Below are 19,040 nucleotides of genomic sequence, written 5' to 3'. Positions count from 1 at the left end.
CGAATGAAAAACAGACAACTAACCACATTGTTTTCGGCTTTTATGCTTGGATTTGTTTTGACGCCAAAAGCATCAGCTCAAATTCAGAATGCAGATGTGCTGAATGCACCAATAGATATCAGTAAAGATTTTCAGAACTATCTGAACACTTTTTATTTCGCAGACGAATTAGCTTCTTTTGATCCTGCAACAGGAAAAGGAACGATTAAATATTTGAGATACAATTATAAAACACGTCAGGCTTTCAACAACATGATGATGAAGCCAGATGTGGAAAAAGCAAACGAATTCCCAACAACAGAATATGCAGAATCTCCAGTTTTGCCATTCGAAATTCAGTTTGTTTCAGATAGAACGGTTCGTATCAAAACAACTTCAGGACCACAATTTCATCCACAAAAAGAATCTTTAATGCTGGTTGACGGAGTTGCTCCGAATCATCCTGAATTATGGAAATATGCTAAAATTGAGGGCGGACATAGTTATACAAGCAAACACGGAAAAGTTGAAATCTTGACAAAACCTTGGCACGTAAAAATCTACGATGAAAAAGGAAAATTGTTGACAAGCACGCTTCACGATACAGACTTTAAAAACACGTATACGCCAACACTTCCATTTTCTTATGTTCGCAGAAACAGTGATTATTCAAGAAGTATGGGCGCTGCGTTCAGTTTAGAACCAGACGAAAAAATATTTGGTTGTGGAGAATCATTCACACAATTCAACAAACGCGGTTCAAAAGTGGTTTTATGGGCGGATGATGCAAACGGAATCCAAAATGAAACGATGTATAAACCGATTCCGTTTTACATGAGTAGTCGTGGTTACGGAGTTTTCATGCACCATTCAACTCCAATCACAGTTGACTTCGGAAAATATTTCTCAAGTGCAAACGAAATGTATATTGGAGATGATGAAGCCGACTTGTTTTTCTTCATTGGAGAACCAAAAGATATTTTAGATCAATATACTAATTTGACTGGAAAAGCTGCCATGCCGCCGCTTTGGTCATTTGGTTTTTGGATGAGCCGTATTACGTATTTCTCAGAAAAAGAAGGACGCGATGTTGCAAGAGATTTGCGTAAATACAAAATTCCAACAGACGTAATTCACTTTGACACAGGTTGGTTTGATGTAGATTGGAGAAACAACTACGAGTTTGCCAAATCTCGTTTTCCAGATGCTACAAAAATGATGTCTGATTTAAAGAAAGACGGTTTCCAAGTTTGTCTTTGGCAATTGCCATATTTTACTCCAAAGAACACTTTGTTTCCAGAAATTATGGATAAAAACTTGGCAGTAAGAGACAGAAAAGGAAATCTTCCTTATGAAGACGCGGTTTTAGATTTTTCAAACCCTGAAACAATTTCTTGGTACCAAGGAAAATTGAAAAAGTTATTTGACGAAGGAGTTGCGGTTTTCAAAGTAGATTTTGGAGAAGCAGCACCAGCAGACGGAATTTATCATTCAGGAAGAACAGGTTTCTACGAGCACAATTTATATCCGTTAAGATACAACAAAGCAGTTGCTGAAATCACTCAGAAAGAAAAAGGATATACTTTAATCTGGGCTAGAAGTACTTGGGCAGGATCTCAACGTTATCCTTTACATTGGGGAGGAGATTCTGAAACTACAAACGGCGCAATGTCGGCAGAATTACGCGGCGGACTTTCATTAGGATTAAGCGGATTCAGTTTCTGGAGTCATGACGTTGGAGGATTTGCAACTAAATCTCCTGAAAATATTTACAGAAGATGGACACCATTCGGAATGTTTACTTCACACGTAAGAAGCCATGGAGAACCGCCTCGCGAGCCTTGGTTATACAGCAAAGAATTCTTAGAAGGATTTAGAAAAGCTGATAATATGCGTTACGAATTAATGCCATACATATACGCTCAAGCGAAAGAAAGTTCAGAAAAAGGATTGCCAATGATGAGAGCTTTATTTGTAGAATATCCAAACGATCCAGGAGCTTGGTTAGTGGATAATGAATATTTATTCGGTTCAAGTATGTTGGTTGCGCCACTTTTCGAAGAAGTGGAAGAAAGAGACGTTTACCTTCCAGAAGGAACTTGGATTGATTACCAAACTAAAAAAGTTTACCAATCTGGCTGGCATAAAATTAAAGCGGGCGAAGTGCCAATCGTAGTTTTAGTAAAAGACGGAACTGCATTGCCACACATTGGTTTAGCGCAGTCTACAAAAGATATGGATTGGAGTAAATTGACTTTAAAAGTATTCGCTACTGATAAAACGGCTTCGGCTTCAGCCAAAGTTTATTTACCAAACGGAGATGCTTTACAAGAAATAAAGGTTACGAAAAGCGGAAACAATTTCGACGTAACAACAAATCCGTTAAACGGAAAAACCACTTTCAAAACCGAGTGGGCAAAATAAAAAAGTTAGCCATGAATTACACGAATTTCCACGAATTAAATTTGTGATAATTAGTGTAATTCGTGGCAAAAAATAAACACATAGAAACATAGGTTTTTGTTTGTGAATGAAGAAATTGGAAAGAAACTAGTTTCTAACACATAGAAAGCTATGTGAATTGATGTTAGTGAAACACCTTTTTTTAGAGATTCCAATAAACTATGATTCTATGTGTTTAAAAATATAGCCAGCAATCAGGCAAAAAAACATAATACCAAAAAACATGAAAAACTATCTAATTCTCCCAGCCGTACTGCTTTCGATCACCGTTGGATACAGTCAGAAAAACAAAAATGCTTACGAATTGGCATCGCCAAACGGACAAAACAAAATCAAATTTGAGCTTGTAAAAAACGCTCCAAAATATGCAGTTTCGCACGGAAAAACCGAAGTGATTTCACCATCTGAAATGGGATTTGTATTAAAAGGAAACGAAGATTTAAGCACAAACTTCGAAATCAAAGGAGCAAAAACTTCTACGTTTGATGAAACTTGGGAACAAGTTTGGGGAGAAAAGAAAAATATTAGAAATCACTACAATCAATTGGTTGTTGATTTACAGCAAAAAACGGGAAACAAAAGAAAATTACAAATTCAGTTCCGTGCTTTTGATGACGGAGTGGCTTTTAGATATGTTTATCCAAAACAAAATGTGAAAGACAGTATTTTCATCATGGATGAAAAAACGACTTTCAACCTAAAAGAAGATGGAAAAGCGTGGTGGATTCCTGCAAATCTAGAAAACCGTGACGAATATTTGTTTAAAGATGCTCCAGTAAGTAAGTTAGACACAGTTTTAACTCCATTAACAATCGAAAGCAAAAGCGGATTAGCTTTAAGTTTCCACGAAGCAAACTTGATTGATTTTGCAAGTATGACTTTGGTAAACACAAAAGGAACAGAATTAAAATCTGATTTAGTGCCTTGGCCTGATGGAGTAAAAGTTCGTGTGAAAGATACATTTACTTCTTCTTGGAGAACACTTCAAATTGGAGAAAATCCGGGAGAATTGATTACTTCTTATTTGGTTTTAAACTTGAATGAACCAAACAAATTAAAGAATACAAACAGCTATTTCAAACCATACAAATATTTAGGAATTTGGTGGGGAATGCACATCGGAAAATATACGTTCTGGGAAAGCGACAAACAAGGAGCAACTACAAAACACGCTGAAGAATACATTGATTTTACAGCAAAAGAAGGTTTCCACCATTTATTAATTGAAGGATGGAATAAAGGTTGGACGCCAGGTTGGTACGAAAACCGTATGCACATGTTCAGCTTCACGAAAAGCGCTGACAATTTCGACTTAGAAAAAGTGGTTGAATATGGAAAGAAAAAGAACATCGAATTAATCGGATACCATGAAACAGGTTCTAACTTAATTAACTACTTAAAAGAAGTTGACGAAGGTTTTGCTTTATACAAAAAACTAGGAATTCATACGGTAAAAATTGGTCACGTAGGTTCTAAATTAAACATGAAACAAATGCACTTCGGACAATTTGGAGTGAATTATTTCAGATACATTTTAGAAAAAGCGGCTCAATATGATTTAGCAGTTTTATACCACGAATCTATTAAAGATACAGGAGAAAGAAGAACGTATCCAAACATGGTTTCGAGAGAAGCAGCACGTGGACAAGAGTATAACGCTTGGAGCGAAGGAAATCCGCCAAATCACTTGAGCATTATTCCATTTACGAGATTGCTTTCTGGACCAATGGATTTCACGCCTGGAATTTTTGATGTTGAGGTAAAACAAGGTTACCCAGGAAAAAGAATTCAAGGAACAGTTGGGCAGCAATTGGCATTGTATGTTACGATTTATTCTCCAATCCAAATGTTAGCCGATCTTCCTGAAAACTACGAAGGAAAACCAGCTTTACAATTCTTAAAAGATGTTCCGACTGATTGGGAAGACACTAAAATCTTAGAAGGAAAAATTGGTGAATACATTACAACAGCAAGAAAAGATAGAAACAGCGCAGATTGGTATTTAGGAACTTTGACAAATGAAAATCCAAGAAACGTAAATGTTTCATTATCATTCTTAGATCCAAATGCAACTTACGAAGCTCAGATTTATGTTGATGCAGAAGGAACAGATCAAAAACACAATCCAGAAGCAGTAGCAATTTCGAAGAAAACAGTAAAATCTACAGACTCTCTAAAATTGAATTTAGGCGGAGCTGGCGGTGGAGCAGTGAGATTTAAAAAATTGTAATTATTAATTTCAGAGACCCGATAGATTTTCAAAATTTGTCGGGTTTACTAACGAAATACATGATTTTCAGATGAAAAAACTTTTAATACTAGCTGCAGTTTTATTTAGTTCAATCCATTCGTTTGGACAAAATGAAAACCGAACGATAAAAGTAGATTTCAATAAAACTACTGGAAAATTAAATACCATGTTCAAAGAATGCATTGGTGCGGGAAGAGCAAATGAAGGTCTTCGTGCAGATTGGCAGCAGCAATTGGCATTGGTTAAAAAAGAATGCGATTTTAAATATATCCGTTTTCATGGTTTATTGACCGATGATATGGCGATTTATCGTGAAGATGAAAAAGGAAATCCAGAGTACAATTACCAATATGTAGACGTTTTGTTCGATTATATTGTGAGTCTGAAAATGAAACCTTTTGTTGAATTAGGTTTTATGCCGAATGCTTTGGCAAGCGGAAAAGAAACGATTTTTTGGTGGAAAGGAAACGTAACGCCTCCAAAAGATTATAAAAAATGGGAAGATTTAATTCGAAATCTAACGGCACATTTCAAAGAACGTTACGGAGACGAAGAAGTAAAAACATGGTATTTTGAAGTGTGGAACGAACCAAATCTTTCACCTGGATTTTGGAGTAGTACACAAGACGAATATTATAAATTATACGATTACGCTGTTCGCGGAGTAAAAGCGGTAAATAAGGATTATAAAGTTGGAGGTCCTGCAACTGCCGGTGCGGCTTGGGTTCCTGAAACAATTGCTTTCTGTGAAAAAAATAATGTTCCGATCGATTTTATCTCAACGCATACTTACGGTGTAAAACATGGATATTTAGATGAATTTGGAACTTCTGGAACGATCTTAAGTAAAGACGAATCTAGTGTAAGCGGCGAAGTTATAAATTCTCGCAAACAGATTACAGAATCGGCTAAACCAAATTTAGAATTGCATTATACAGAATGGAGTGCGTCTTATACGCCTGCAGATCCAATTCACGATAGTTATCATTCGGCAGCGTATATTTTGCAGAAATTAAAACAAGTTGGAAATGCTGCAAACTCAATGTCATATTGGGTTTTCACCGATATTTTTGAAGAAGCTGGGCCAAGATTTACACCTTTTCACGGCGGTTTCGGATTATTGAATACACAAGGAATTAAAAAACCAGCTTATTTCTCTTATTTTTTAATGAATAAATTGGGAGAAACTGAACTTCAAAATGCAGATAAATCGTCTTGGACTTCTAAAAATGCAAAAGGCGATGTTCAAGTTTTATTATGGGATTTTACGAATACGCATCCTGGCGATAAAGAATTGAATCAGACGTATTATATTAAAGATCTTCCATCAAAAGAAAAAGGAAAAGTCAAAATTGAAGTGGATGGAATGCAGAAAGGGAAATATGTATTGGAAATTTACAAAGTTGGTTACAAGGTAAATGACGCTTACGCGGATTATTTAGCAATGAACAAACCGAGTCAGTTAACACGCGAGCAGGTAAATTCAATAAAAGAGAAAAATAACGGAGCGCCAATTGCAACAGAAAAAATTACAATTGACGGAAAAGGAACTTTCAGCAAAGAATTCAAAATCAATGAAAATGATGTTGTAATGCTGAATTTGATTAAACAATAATTCATTGGGAGAAACAATTTAAACACATAGAAACATAGATTTTTATTGCTTCTGATTAAGATTATAAAAAAAGCAAGCTTTAACACATAGTGCTAATGTGTTGTATTCTAAGTGAAACGTCTTTTGTAAGTTCCTAAAAGCTATGCTTCTATGTTAAATAATAATTTTAGATAAAACCACAAACATAAAAGAATATTAACTGGATTTGAAGACCTGTGTGAGGAATCAAAATCTTTAAATTCAAAAACACCTAACTATCTATGAAAAACAAAATGATATACCTTTCGGCGGCTTTGGTTTTTGCATTCTTTACTTCTTGTAAAAATGATGCACAGACTACAGCTTCAAATTCGGCGGAGACCGAAGAATATGTTGGAAAAGAAATAGGTACCGAGCATGATGCTGAAATCGACAAACTGATTTCGCAAATGACATTAGAAGAAAAAATCGGAATGCTTCACGGTAACAGCATGTTTGCCAATGCAGGTGTAAAACGTTTAGGAATCCCAGAATTAAAAATGGCTGATGGTCCGTTGGGAGTTCGTGAGGAAATTTCAAGAGACAATTGGGCTCCAGCAGGATGGACAAACGATTTTGCAACCTATTATCCAGCAGGCGGTGCTTTGGCTGCAACGTGGAATGCTGAAATGGCACATACTTTCGGAACTAGTTTAGGAGAAGAATTACGTGCAAGAGATAAAGACATGTTGCTTTCGCCAGCTATTAATATGGTTAGAACGCCACTTGGAGGAAGAACTTACGAATACATGTCGGAAGATCCATTTTTGAATAAAAAAATTGCCGTGCCTTTGGTTGTTGGTTTACAGGAAAAAGATGTAATGGCTTGTGTAAAACACTACGCAGCAAACAATCAAGAAACGAATCGTGATTTTGTCGATGTACAAATTGACGAGCGTACACTTCGCGAAATTTATCTTCCAGCTTTTGAAGCGACTGTAAAAGAAGCAAAAGCTTACAGTATTATGGGAGCTTACAATAAATTCAGAGGTGAATATTTATGTGAAAATGATTATATGCTGAATAAAATCCTTCGTGACGAATGGGGATTTAAAGGTATTGTAGTTTCAGACTGGGCAGCGGTGCATTCAACAGCGAAATCATTGAAAAATGGTTTGGATATTGAAATGGGAACACCAAAACCATTCAACGAATTTTTCTTAGCAGATAAATTAATCGCAGCGGTTAAATCTGGAGAAGTTTCAGAAAAAGAAATTGATCTTCATGTAAAACGTATTTTACGCGGATTATTCCATATTAAAGCAATGGGCGGAGGCGAGCGAGCTAAAGGAAGCATCGCAACAGAAGCACATTACCAAGACGCATACAAAATTGCTGCTGAAGCGATTGTTTTGTTGAAAAACGAAAACAATGCTTTGCCGTTAAAATTAGACGGAGTAAAATCTATCGCAGTTATTGGAAACAACGCAACAAAGAAAAATGCTTTAGGCGGATTTGGAGCTGGTGTTAAAACAAAAAGAGAAGTTACGCCTCTTGAAGGTCTTAAAAACAGATTGCCTTCTTCAATCAAAATTAATTATGCGGAAGGATATTTGGAGCGTTACGATGAGAAAAACAAAGGAAACTTAGGAAATATCACAGCTAACGGACCAGTTACAATTGATCAATTAGATCCAGCAAAAGTAAAAGAAGCAGTTGAAGCAGCTAAAAACTCTGATGTAGCAATCATTTTTGCGGGTTCAAACCGTGATTACGAAACAGAAGCTTCAGACAGAAGAGATTTACACTTGCCATTCGGACAAGAAGAATTAATCAAACAAGTGTTGGCTGTTAATCCAAAAACTATCGTAGTAATGGTGGCTGGTGCTCCATTTGATATTAACGAAGTAAGCCAAAAAACTTCAGCTTTAGTTTGGAGCTGGTTTAATGGATCTGAAGGTGGAAATGCTTTAGCAGATGTTATTTTAGGAAAAGTAAATCCGTCAGGAAAATTACCTTGGACAATGCCTAAGCAACTTAAAGATTCTCCTGCTCACGCAACAAACAGTTTCCCTGGAGACAAAGCAGTAAATTATGCAGAAGGAATTTTAATCGGATACCGTTGGTTTGATACTAAAAATGTGGCGCCATTATATCCTTTCGGTTACGGATTATCATATACCACATTTGCTTTAGATAATGCAAAAGCAAACAAAGATTCGTATGCTCAAACAGATGTAATTGAAGTTTCTGTTGAAGTTAAAAACACAGGAAAAGTAGACGGAAAAGAAGTTGTACAATTATATACTTCAAAATCTGATTCTAAAATTACTCGTGCGGCACAAGAATTAAAAGGTTTCAAAAAAGTTGACGTTAAAGCTGGAGGTTCAGAAACAGTTGTCATCAAAGTTCCTGTAAAAGAACTAGCTTATTATGATGTTGCTGCTAAAAAATGGACAGTTGAGCCAGGAAAATATACTATTAAAGTAGGAACTTCTTCTAGAGACATCAAAAAAGAAATTCAGGTAACTGTTAAATAAATATTTTTTACCACAAATAACCACTTGATCAACGCCAGCCCTATAAAAGCTGGCGTTGATTTTAAAAACTTACACTTAACTTAAACCAAACCAAATGAAAAAACCAATCAAAGATTACCTCTTGAGTTTTATTTTATGTTTTGCTTTTTTAGGGGTTTTAGCTTGCAGTTCAGATAAAGAAAATACTCCAGTAAGCATAAAAACACTGAGCACAAACAAAGAAAAAGTAGATTTTGATAGCAAAGAAAATACAATTGAAGTGACGGTTAATTCTAACGGAGTAGCTTGGACTTTAGCTAATCCTGTTACTTGGATAAAACTAAGTCAGACCGTTGGGGCTTCTGGAAGTACAGTGATTAAAATTACAGCTTCAGAAAATACAACTTCTGCTCTGCGAAATGCAGTAATTACTTTAACTGGCAACGAAGTTCCATCTGCATCGATTTCAGTTTCTCAAGCAGCAGCTGTAGGGACAAGTTTATATCCGAGTTACAATACCAATCCGATCGCCACAGATGCAACGGGAATGGGAAGTTCTGCAGTTGAATTGGCTGCAAAAATCAAATTAGGTTGGAATATCGGAAATACATTAGAAGCAACTGGAGGAGAAACCGCTTGGGGAAATCCAAAAGTGACAAAAGCTTTAATTGATGCTGTAAAAGCAAACGGATTTAATGCAATTAGAATTCCGTGTTCTTGGAATCAGAATTTAGAAAATGCTTCGACAGCGAAAATCAAATTAGATTGGTTAAACCGTGTGAAAGAAGTTGTGCAATATTGCGTAGACAACGATATGTACGTTGTGGTAAATATTCACTGGGACGGCGGTTGGCTGGAAAACAATATCACAGAAGCTAAAAAAGTAGAAAATAACGCCAAACAAAAAGCTTTTTGGGAACAAATCGCAACACATTTAAGAGGTTTCGACGAACATTTGCTTTTCGCAAGCGCTAACGAACCAGCAGTTGAAGATGCAACTCAAATGGCAGTTTTAACTTCGTATCATCAAACTTTTATTGATGCTGTTCGTTCAACCGGAGGAAAAAACGCCACTCGTGTTTTAGTCGTTCAAGGTCCAACGACAGATATTGAAAAAACAAACAAATTAATGACTACATTGCCAGTAGATAAAGTGACGGGCAGAATGATGGTCGAAGTACATTATTATTCTCCGTGGAATTTCGCTGGTTTAACCAAAGACGAAACTTGGGGTAAAATGTTCTATTATTGGGGTTCAGGATTTCATTCTACAACCGATACAGAACGAAATGCAACTTGGGGAGAAGAAGCCGATTTGGAAAAGAATTTCAAATTGATGAAAACCCAGTTTGTTGATAAAGGAATCCCGGTTCTTTTAGGAGAATTCGGAGCAATTCGAAGAACAACTTTAACAGGTGACGCTTTAACTTTACATTTAAATTCTAGAGCCTATTATTTAAAAACGGTGGTAAAAACAGCAAAAGCAAACGGATTATTACCTTTTTATTGGGATGAAGGAAGCTTAACAAATAATGGTTTCGGAATCATTAACAGAAGCAATAATACCGTCTTCGATACACAAGCTTTAAACGCATTAATCGACGGATTAAAGTAAAAAAATATTATAAAACCATATAAGTGATATAAGTAAATATAGATTCAAAGTGCAGAATAATCTTAAAATATCTTATATCACTTATATGGTTCAAAAAAAATAAAATTAGAATAAATGAAAAAGTCAATAGTTTTTATTTTATTGATAATTAGCGCAATATCTAGTGCTAATGTAAGAATGCCTTTAATATTCTCTGACGGAATGGTTCTGCAAAGAAACAAACAAATTCCGATTTGGGGTTTTGCTGATGCTAATGAGAACATAGAAATTCATTTCAACAAACAAATCAAGAAAACGACAGCCGATAAAAACGGAAAATGGACGGTAAATTTGGCCGCTGAAAAAGCCGGCGGACCATTCGAATTGATCGTAATCGGAAAAAATAAAATCACGATCAAAAATGTTTTGGTTGGAGAAGTTTGGATTTGCAGCGGACAATCGAATATGGAGTTTCAGGTTTTCAAAACCATGAATTCTGAAAAAGAAATCAGCAGTGCAGATTATCCAATGATTCGTCATTTTGGTGTGGCACAAGATTTAAGCGGAACTCCAAAAGACGATTTAAAACAAGGAAAATGGGAAGAGGCTAACAAAGAAAATGTAGGCAACTTTACAGCGGTTGGATATTATTTCGCTAGAAAATTATATTCAGAACTAAAAATTCCAATCGGAATCATCAATACTTCTTGGGGCGGGACCAATGTAGAAACTTGGACAAGCCGTGAAGCTTTCGAAAAAAGCGACGAATTCAAATCTATGATTGCTAATGTGCCAACGGTTGATATTAATGCAATTTTCGAAACCTATAAAAAATCGGTTTTAGACAATCTTAAAAAAGTACAAGGATTTGATGTTTCAATGGAAAACGAAGAGCAATTCAAAAATCCAAACTTCCAAGATAAAAACTGGCCAGAAATAAAAGTGCCTTCACTTTGGGAAAATCAGCAAATCGGAAATATCGACGGAATTGTTTGGATGAGAAAAACGATAGTTTTAACAGCTGAACAAGCCAAAAAACAGGCCGTTTTACATTTAGCAAAAGTAGACGACGAAGACAAAACCTATGTAAACGGAGTTGAAGTCGGGACCAATAATCTTTGGGATGCAAAAAGAATCTACCAAATTCCAGCAAATGTGCTAAAAGAAGGAGCAAACGTAATCGCGGTTAGAATTACAGATTACAGCGGCGGTGGCGGAATCTACGGCGATCCAGAAGATTTAAAAATTGATTTTAAAGATTCAAAACTTCCGTTGGAAGGACTTTGGAAATTCAATGTAATTAAAGTAAGAATCGAAGTTTCGCCAAACAGTTACCCATCATTATTGTACAACGCCATGGTAAACCCATTGGTTCCTTACGCGATGCAAGGCGTTTTGTGGTATCAAGGAGAAGCGAATGTTTGGAGAGCGAAACAATATAAAAAAGCATTTCCGTTAATGATCAACGATTGGAGAACCAAATTCAAACAAGGTAATTTCCCTTTCTATTTCGTTCAATTATCGACTTTTGATGAGTTCGGTGGAAACAGTCAAAAAGGAAGCCGTTGGGCAGAACTTCGCGAAGCACAATCTGAAACTTTAAAATTGCCAAATACAGGAATGGTGGTTACAACCGATATCGGAAACGCAAAAGACATTCACCCAACCAACAAACAAGACATTGGTTTGCGTTTGGCGGCAATCGCGATGAACGATATTTACGGTAAAAAACAAGTTCACAGCGGACCAACTTATAAATCTCAAGAAATAAAAGGAAACCAAATTATCCTTACTTTCGACAATATCGGCAGCGGACTTTCAACGCCTAATAATGATGAATTAAAAGGCTTCGAAATTGCAGGTTCAGACAAAGTTTTTCATTCCGCGAAAGCGATAATCAAAGACAACAAAATAATCGTTTCCAGCGATCAGGTTCAAAATCCAGTTGCCGTGCATTATGGTTGGGCAGACGACGACACGGCAATCAATCTTTTCAACAAAGAAAAATTCCCTGCATCGCCATTCAGAACCGACAATTGGGAAATGATTACGGCAAATGAGAAATATAGTGTAAGTAAATAATATTTGGGCGTGACCGCATCCCGATAAGTGGGCAAACAATCTTTACGCTTATTCGCCCACTTATCGGGATACGGTCGGGCTATCCGCGCTACTTCGGTAGCCAGCTCCTATCCCTCACGCGAACAAAGGTAACGAGACGTATTTCGTTAGGAACAATTCGTTGGTAGCACAAGATTAACACGATAGTTTTGTCATTCCGACGAAGGAGGAATCTCCGCAAGAAATTCCTCAAAGTAAGTCTTCAATCTTTGTCGAGTTACTAACGAAGATTCCTCGTTCCTCGGAATGACAAGATTGTGGAGATACCAGATTGTAAAAAACATGACAAAAAACAACAAGCCTATGAATTCAAAAATCATTAAAAAAACATTCTTCATTTTACTTCTAACATTCTACGGAACAACCATTTCGGCACAATCCAAAAATGTTTTATGGTACAAACAACCCGCAGAATTCTTTGAAGAATGCTTGGTTTTAGGAAATGGAAAAATTGGTGCAACTGTTTTTGGTGGCGTGAATTCGGATAAAATTTATTTGAATGATATTACACTTTGGTCTGGCGAACCTGTAAATGCTAATATGAATCCGGAAGCCTACAAAAATATTCCAGCAATTCGCGAAGCATTAAAAAATGAAAATTATAAACTAGCCGAAGAACTGAACAAAAAAGTTCAAGGAAAAAACTCTGAAGCTTATGCGCCTTTAGGAACATTAGTAATCAATAATTCAGAAAAAGGAAAAGCGACCAATTATTACAGAGAACTTGATCTTGCAAACGCAACTTCAAAAGTGACGTATGAAATGGACGGCGTAAAATATACCCGTGAATATTTTGTTTCGGCTCCAGATCAAGTTATGGTTGTGAAACTGACAAGTAGCGAAAAAGGCGCTTTAAATTTTGATATTAGTTTAAGCAGTTTATTAAAATCGGAAGTTGGAGTTCGAAACAATGTTTTGATGATGAACGGCAGAGCGCCAATTCATGAAAATGCGGGATATAAAGTCCAAGAAAAATATTTGCAGATTCCAGAAAGAGGAACAAGATTTACAACTTTACTTCAAGTCAAAAAAACAGACGGACAACTAACAAGTTCGAGAGACGCTTTAACAATAAAAAATGCCTCTGAAGTTTATATTTATGTTTCGGTTGCAACCAGTTTTAACGGATTCGACAAAAATCCAGCAACAGAAGGTGTAGACGAAGTGGCAATTGCTGCACAAAATCTAAATAAAGCTTACGCAAAACCATTCGATAAATTAAAAGAAAATCACATCGCTGATTATCAAAAATTCTTCAATCGAGTTGACTTAAATCTAGGAAAAACAACAGCGCCAGATTTGCCAACAGACGAACGTTTACTGCGTTACGCAGACGGAAGCGAAGATAAAAATCTAGAGATCCTGTACTTCAATTTCGGACGATATTTATTAATCAGTTCTTCGAGAACGCTTGGAGTTCCTGTCAATCTGCAAGGACTTTGGAATCCGCATTTAAGTCCGCCTTGGAGCAGTAATTACACGATGAATATTAATCTGGAAGAAAATTATTGGCTTGCCGAAAACACCAATCTTTCAGAAATGCATTCTTCGCTTTTAAGCTTTATAAAAAACCTTTCGGTAACTGGAAAAATTACGGCAAAGACTTTTTACGGAGTGAACGAAGGTTGGGCGGCGGCGCACAATTCAGACATTTGGGCAATGACGAATCCTGTTGGACAATTTGGAAAAGAAGATCCAATGTGGGCGTGTTGGCCAATGGCGCAAGCGTGGTTAAGTACTCATATTTGGGAACATTATACTTTTACGCAAGACCAGAATTATTTAAAAAAAGAAGGTTATCCGTTAATGAAAGGCGCAGCAGAATTTTGTTTGGCTTGGTTGGTTACCGATAAAAATGGAAATCTAATTACATCGCCTTCAACTTCACCAGAAAACCAATATAAACTAGCAGACGGATTTGTTGGAGCGACTTTCTACGGAGGAACAGCCGATTTAGCCATGATTCGCGAATGTTTTGATAAAACGATAAGAGCTTCAAAAGTACTGAATACCGATGCAGCTTTTAGAGATAAATTAGAAAAAGCCTTGGCAAAACTTCATCCATATCAAATTGGTAAAAAAGGAAATCTTCAAGAATGGTATTTCGATTGGGATGATTTAGATCCGAAACATCGTCATCAATCACAATTGTTCGGACTTTTCCCTGGAGACCATATCACGCCTTTGAAAACGCCAGATTTAGCGGAAGCTTCCAAGAAAACTTTAGAAATAAAAGGCGACGAAACCACAGGTTGGTCAAAAGGTTGGAGAATCAATCTTTGGGCAAGACTTTGGGACGGAAATCGTGCTTATAAAATGTACCGCGAATTATTGCGCTACGTTGATCCAGACGGTAAAAAAACGGCGACACCAAGAAGAGGAGGAGGAACGTATCCTAATTTATTCGACGCGCATCCACCATTTCAAATTGATGGAAATTTTGGTGGAGCAGCAGCTGTTGCAGAAATGTTGGTTCAGTCGGAAGAAAACGAAATTAGATTGCTTCCTGCTTTGCCAGACGCTTGGGAGGAAGGTTCTGTAAAAGGAATTTGTGCTCGCGGCGGTTTCGAAATCGAAATGAATTGGAGCAATAAAAAACCTCAAAAAGTAATTGTGTCTTCTAAAATTGGAGGAAAAACAACGTTGATTTTTGGTGATAAAAAACAGGAAGTTGTTTTGAAAAAAGGAGAGAAGAAAGAGATTAGTTTTTAATAACAATATTCGATTTTAGAATAAGCTTCGGAGAAGCGAAATATTTATAGCAAAACAGACATTTACAACAAAAGAGCTCCAGCGGAGCGACATATTCATTGTGGATAAATTTATATGTCGCTCCGCTGGAGCTTATTTTATGTGGAGAAAATGATATCTATAGATATTTCGCCTCTCTGAGGCTTCTTAAAAGCAAATTCAAATTATTCTTTTTCTAAAGTTTCTTTTTCTTCCGATTTTTGAGAATGTTCTTTTTTAAAAGTTTCGTACCATTTTTCGATTGAAGGATAAACAAAAGCAGCAACTTTTTTCACTGGATTGTAAAAAATAGATTTATCCAAAGTTTCTTGTTTGGCAAAAGTGTTGTTGAAGTTGATTTTTTCGAACAAAGCAATAAAAATACTTAAGATTAGTATGGTTTTTAAAACCCTAAAAAATCCACCTCCCAATTTATTCATCCAGCCAAGCATGGCAAAATCGGCAATTCCGGTTAAGATTTTGGCTAGGAAATAAACGCCAATAACAACCAGAATAAAAGTCAAGATAAAAGCCGTAATCTGAATATTAGTCGGATTCCAAGAAACATGTTTTGAAATCATTTCGGTCATTAAAGACGAAAATTTAATTGCCAAATAAATTCCTAATAGCAACGAAATGAAAGAAGCAACTTCTACAAAAAGTCCGTTTTTAATGCCTTTGTATAAACTGTAACACAAAAGCGCACCGACGATAATATCAAAAAAACTCATGTTTGGGTTTGGTGTTTAATGAGGCGCAAAGATAGATTTTTTTTTGAGGGACAAAGGTTAAGAGGGACAAAGACGCAAAGGTTTTTGAGCTAAAAAACAACTACAAAGCTTCTGTATGCATTTTATGTAAAGAGTATTGTATCTTTGCAACTCTAATTTTAGAGTTAGATTGCGGTTCTGATCCTTCAGAATGATATTTTGTAAAGCAGCAATCTAAAATCTACAATCAAAAATCATAAATTAATGTCTAGAGATACACAATTAAAAGAGCGATGGGAAAAGCTCGTTGATATACTTTCAAATCAATTTTCGCAAGGCGAAGATTTAGATTTGGATTCCATTATTTACCTAATCGGAGTTCAGGAATACGGAAAAGTGCACCGCGAATACAAGAAAGATGAAAAACTGAACTTAATGCACATTGCAATCTGTCGATTATTGGAGCCATACGGATTTTACGAATTCGAATATTTTGATGAAGAAGGTTGGCCTCATTATAAAGTAAAAGAGCAATTGCCACCATTAAAAGCTGGTGAACAATCGGTTTTAATGAAAGAAGCGATTGTGAGTTATTTTTTAGAAAGAAAACTTATTGAGTAGTTTTTTAGTTTTCAGTCGCAGTCGCAGTTTTCAATAACGAGACTGAGACTGAAAACTGCGACCGAAAACTTTAAAAAATATGTGCAGATACGCAATGACAGCTTATAAACCTCATTATGCTTGTTTTAATTGTCGAAAAACATTTAAGAGAAGGCTTTTTAGGGATATAAAAATTGGTGAATCAGGTTTTGAAGCTAAATGCCCGCAATGCGGTGAGTTAATGGCGAATATGGGACTGGATTTTGAATCGCCTAAAAAAGACGATTTGAAGAAATGGGAACATGTTAAGAGTTTATTTTCTGTAGGCATTACGTTTCATTCCTGCGGCTGTAGCGGCCCAGGCTATATTCCAAATTCAAAAGAAAAACTGATAGCGTATTTTGAAGAAATGAAAAGTACCTATCTTAAAAATATGGATTTTTGGCGCAATAGAATTGAACCTTCAACCAAAAAAGAAATAGATCGTGATGCAAATAAAAACTGGCAGGAATTAGGAAAGATTTCTTCTAATTATAAAAAAGGAATTGTTCTAAATCAGGAAGGTTTAGATTATTGGCATGAAAAAGTTAAAAAAATAGAAGAAAAACTAAGTCTAATAAAATAGTTTTAAAGAGACTTAGAGACAGATAAATTTTACAGATTTAAGGAGTTGTACAGTAATTTAAAGAGTCTGTTTTGAAGTTGTGAAGGAAACTTTGAACTTTTGACATTAAACTTTAAACAAAATACTTAAATTTGTATTCTCAGAACTGAATGAAAATGATAGATAAGATAAAAGAACATATAGAGGAAGCCAAAGCCTTTAATGAAAAAAACAAAGAATCTTTAGAACAATTTCGTATTAAATATTTAGGTAGCAAAGGTTTATTAAAAGAACTTTTTACTGAATTTAAAAATATTCCAAACGACCAAAAAAAGGACTTTGGACAAGTTATAAATACTTTAAAAGCTGTTGCTGAAGAAAAAGTAAGAGTTATTCAGGAAGAACTTGAAAGCAAAGAAGAATCAAAAGGTATTTTTGGAGATTTAACGCGTGCGGCAGAGCCAGTAATTATTGGTTCTCGCCACCCAATTTCTATCGTTAAAAATCAAATCATTGATATTTTTGCTAATATCGGATTCAACGTTTCTGAAGGACCAGAAATCGAAGACGACTGGCATAACTTTACAGCATTAAACTTACCAGAATATCACCCAGCACGTGATATGCAAGATACGTTTTTCATTCAGACCAATCCAGATGTGTTGTTGCGTACGCATACATCATCTGTTCAGGTTCGTTATATGGAAAATCATAAACCGCCAATTCGTACGATTTCTCCGGGACGTGTTTTCCGTAACGAAGCGATTTCATCTCGTTCACACTGTATTTTCCATCAAGTGGAAGGATTGTACATTGACAAAGATGTGTCTTTCGCAGATTTGAAACAAACATTGCTTTATTTCACTAAAGAAATGTTCGGAAAATCTAAGATTCGTCTTCGTCCATCTTATTTCCCATTTACTGAGCCAAGTGCTGAGATTGATATTTATTGGGGATTAAAAACCGAAACGGATTATAGAATCACAAAAGGAACTGGTTGGTTAGAAATTGGAGGTTGCGGAATGGTAGATCCAAACGTTTTGAAAAACTGTGATATCAACCCAGACGAATACAACGGATTTGCTTTTGGAATGGGAGTAGAGCGTATTGCAATGCTTTTATACCAAATTGGAGATATCCGTATGTTCTATGAAAATGATGTTCGTTTCTTAGAGCAGTTTAAAGCAAACATATAAAATTTTAGATTTCTGATTTTAGATTTTAGATTGATTCTGAAATCTGAATTATGATCATAACAATAAACCTTTGTTGAAGTTTTAGGCTTTGACAAAGGTTTTTAAAATTTAATAGATGAAAAAAGATATAATAATTCCAGAAGTTGAAAACGTGTTTCTAGCTGCAGTGCAGGAATGGAGCGACGATTTTATGGAAAAAGTGTGGTACGCTTATTTAGTAAATGACAGTGATTTTAACTTAGACAGCGTAATGGTAGTTTCAAAAGCGTTTGGAACTATTGATGGAGAAATGAAAAAAACGTCAATTCTACGTCATGCTTTTGTTGAGGTTCCTTCTGTTTCTGTTGTGAAGATAGAATTAGTAGAAAAAAGCCTTTTAGCATTGAATAACGAATTTATGGTGACTTTCTTTATCGGAAATACTTTGTACGATAAGAAGTTCATTTTTAAAGCTAATTCGCTTGACGAAAACAATACGGAAGAAGTGCCGATTTTATTTGTTGAAGGGGTGATGGTGAAATAAGTATTCAGTCGCAGTCTCAGTATTCAGTACTTAAATTTTGAGTCTCTAAATATGTGAAAAATAAAAAGTCCGAAAAAATATTTTTTCGGACTTTTTATTTGACTGCGACTGCGACTGCGACTGCGACTGCGACTGCGACTGCGACTGCGACTGCGACTGCGACTGCGACTGCGACTG

General features: G+C 35.9%; 12 protein-coding genes. 11 read left to right on the top strand and 1 reads right to left on the bottom strand.

Translation table 11 applies throughout. The features are described from left to right. Positions 1 to 3 precede the first annotated feature (3 nt). The 7 genes from ACE01P_RS22115 (at position 4) to ACE01P_RS22085 (ending at position 15,212) form a co-directional block, all read left to right on the top strand. The gene (locus ACE01P_RS22115; protein ID WP_379701216.1) at positions 4 to 2,403 is read left to right on the top strand and encodes an alpha-xylosidase; all 2,400 of its coding nucleotides are present in this window, start codon (positions 4 to 6) and stop codon (positions 2,401 to 2,403) included. Between the two features lie 262 nt (positions 2,404 to 2,665). Further along, on the top strand, positions 2,666 to 4,672 hold the full coding sequence (locus ACE01P_RS22110; RefSeq protein WP_379701215.1) for a glycoside hydrolase family 97 protein: 2,007 nt from the start codon (positions 2,666 to 2,668) through the stop codon (positions 4,670 to 4,672). Between the two features lie 70 nt (positions 4,673 to 4,742). After that, positions 4,743 to 6,308, top strand: coding sequence for a glycoside hydrolase (locus ACE01P_RS22105; RefSeq protein ID WP_379701214.1), 1,566 nt, complete (start codon positions 4,743 to 4,745; stop codon positions 6,306 to 6,308). Between the two features lie 260 nt (positions 6,309 to 6,568). Beyond that, positions 6,569 to 8,806, top strand: a complete 2,238-nt coding sequence (locus ACE01P_RS22100; RefSeq protein WP_379701213.1) for a glycoside hydrolase family 3 C-terminal domain-containing protein — start codon at positions 6,569 to 6,571, stop codon at positions 8,804 to 8,806. A gap of 94 nt (positions 8,807 to 8,900) precedes the next feature. Further along, positions 8,901 to 10,400, top strand: a complete 1,500-nt coding sequence (locus tag ACE01P_RS22095) for a cellulase family glycosylhydrolase (protein WP_379701212.1) — start codon at positions 8,901 to 8,903, stop codon at positions 10,398 to 10,400. A 114-nt stretch (positions 10,401 to 10,514) separates the two neighbouring features. Continuing rightward, complete coding sequence (locus ACE01P_RS22090; RefSeq protein ID WP_379701211.1) at positions 10,515 to 12,461, top strand: sialate O-acetylesterase; 1,947 nt, start codon at positions 10,515 to 10,517, stop codon at positions 12,459 to 12,461. Between the two features lie 342 nt (positions 12,462 to 12,803). After that, positions 12,804 to 15,212: a glycoside hydrolase N-terminal domain-containing protein gene (locus ACE01P_RS22085; RefSeq protein WP_379701210.1), complete on the top strand. Its 2,409-nt coding sequence runs from the start codon at positions 12,804 to 12,806 to the stop codon at positions 15,210 to 15,212. Between the two features lie 203 nt (positions 15,213 to 15,415). Here ACE01P_RS22085 and ACE01P_RS22080 read toward each other — a convergent pair whose 3' ends face one another. Continuing rightward, on the bottom strand, positions 15,416 to 15,961 hold the full coding sequence (locus ACE01P_RS22080) for a CvpA family protein (RefSeq protein ID WP_379701209.1): 546 nt from the start codon (positions 15,959 to 15,961) through the stop codon (positions 15,416 to 15,418). Between the two features lie 243 nt (positions 15,962 to 16,204). On the opposite strand from ACE01P_RS22080, the gene ACE01P_RS22075 reads away from it, so the two are divergent. The 4 genes from ACE01P_RS22075 to ACE01P_RS22060 all read left to right on the top strand — a co-directional run bounded on the left by ACE01P_RS22075 (position 16,205) and on the right by ACE01P_RS22060 (position 18,863). Further along, positions 16,205 to 16,561 carry a hypothetical protein gene (locus ACE01P_RS22075; RefSeq protein ID WP_379701208.1) on the top strand — a complete coding sequence of 119 codons (357 nt, stop codon included), beginning with the start codon at positions 16,205 to 16,207 and terminating at the stop codon, positions 16,559 to 16,561. Positions 16,562 to 16,640: 79 nt separating this feature from the next. Then, positions 16,641 to 17,165 (top strand): hypothetical protein, encoded by a 525-nt coding sequence (locus tag ACE01P_RS22070; protein ID WP_379701207.1) that lies wholly within the window; start codon positions 16,641 to 16,643, stop codon positions 17,163 to 17,165. A 155-nt stretch (positions 17,166 to 17,320) separates the two neighbouring features. Beyond that, positions 17,321 to 18,340 (top strand): phenylalanine--tRNA ligase subunit alpha, encoded by a 1,020-nt coding sequence (locus ACE01P_RS22065; RefSeq protein ID WP_379701206.1) that lies wholly within the window; start codon positions 17,321 to 17,323, stop codon positions 18,338 to 18,340. A gap of 115 nt (positions 18,341 to 18,455) precedes the next feature. Further along, positions 18,456 to 18,863 (top strand): hypothetical protein, encoded by a 408-nt coding sequence (locus ACE01P_RS22060; protein WP_008465394.1) that lies wholly within the window; start codon positions 18,456 to 18,458, stop codon positions 18,861 to 18,863. Positions 18,864 to 19,040: the final 177 nt, after the last annotated feature.

It is taken from the genome of Flavobacterium sp. HJSW_4 (genome assembly GCF_042436695.1).
Classification (GTDB): domain Bacteria; phylum Bacteroidota; class Bacteroidia; order Flavobacteriales; family Flavobacteriaceae; genus Flavobacterium.
Note: the sequence above shows the minus strand (reverse complement) of the source record. Positions and strands in the feature narration are given on the sequence as shown.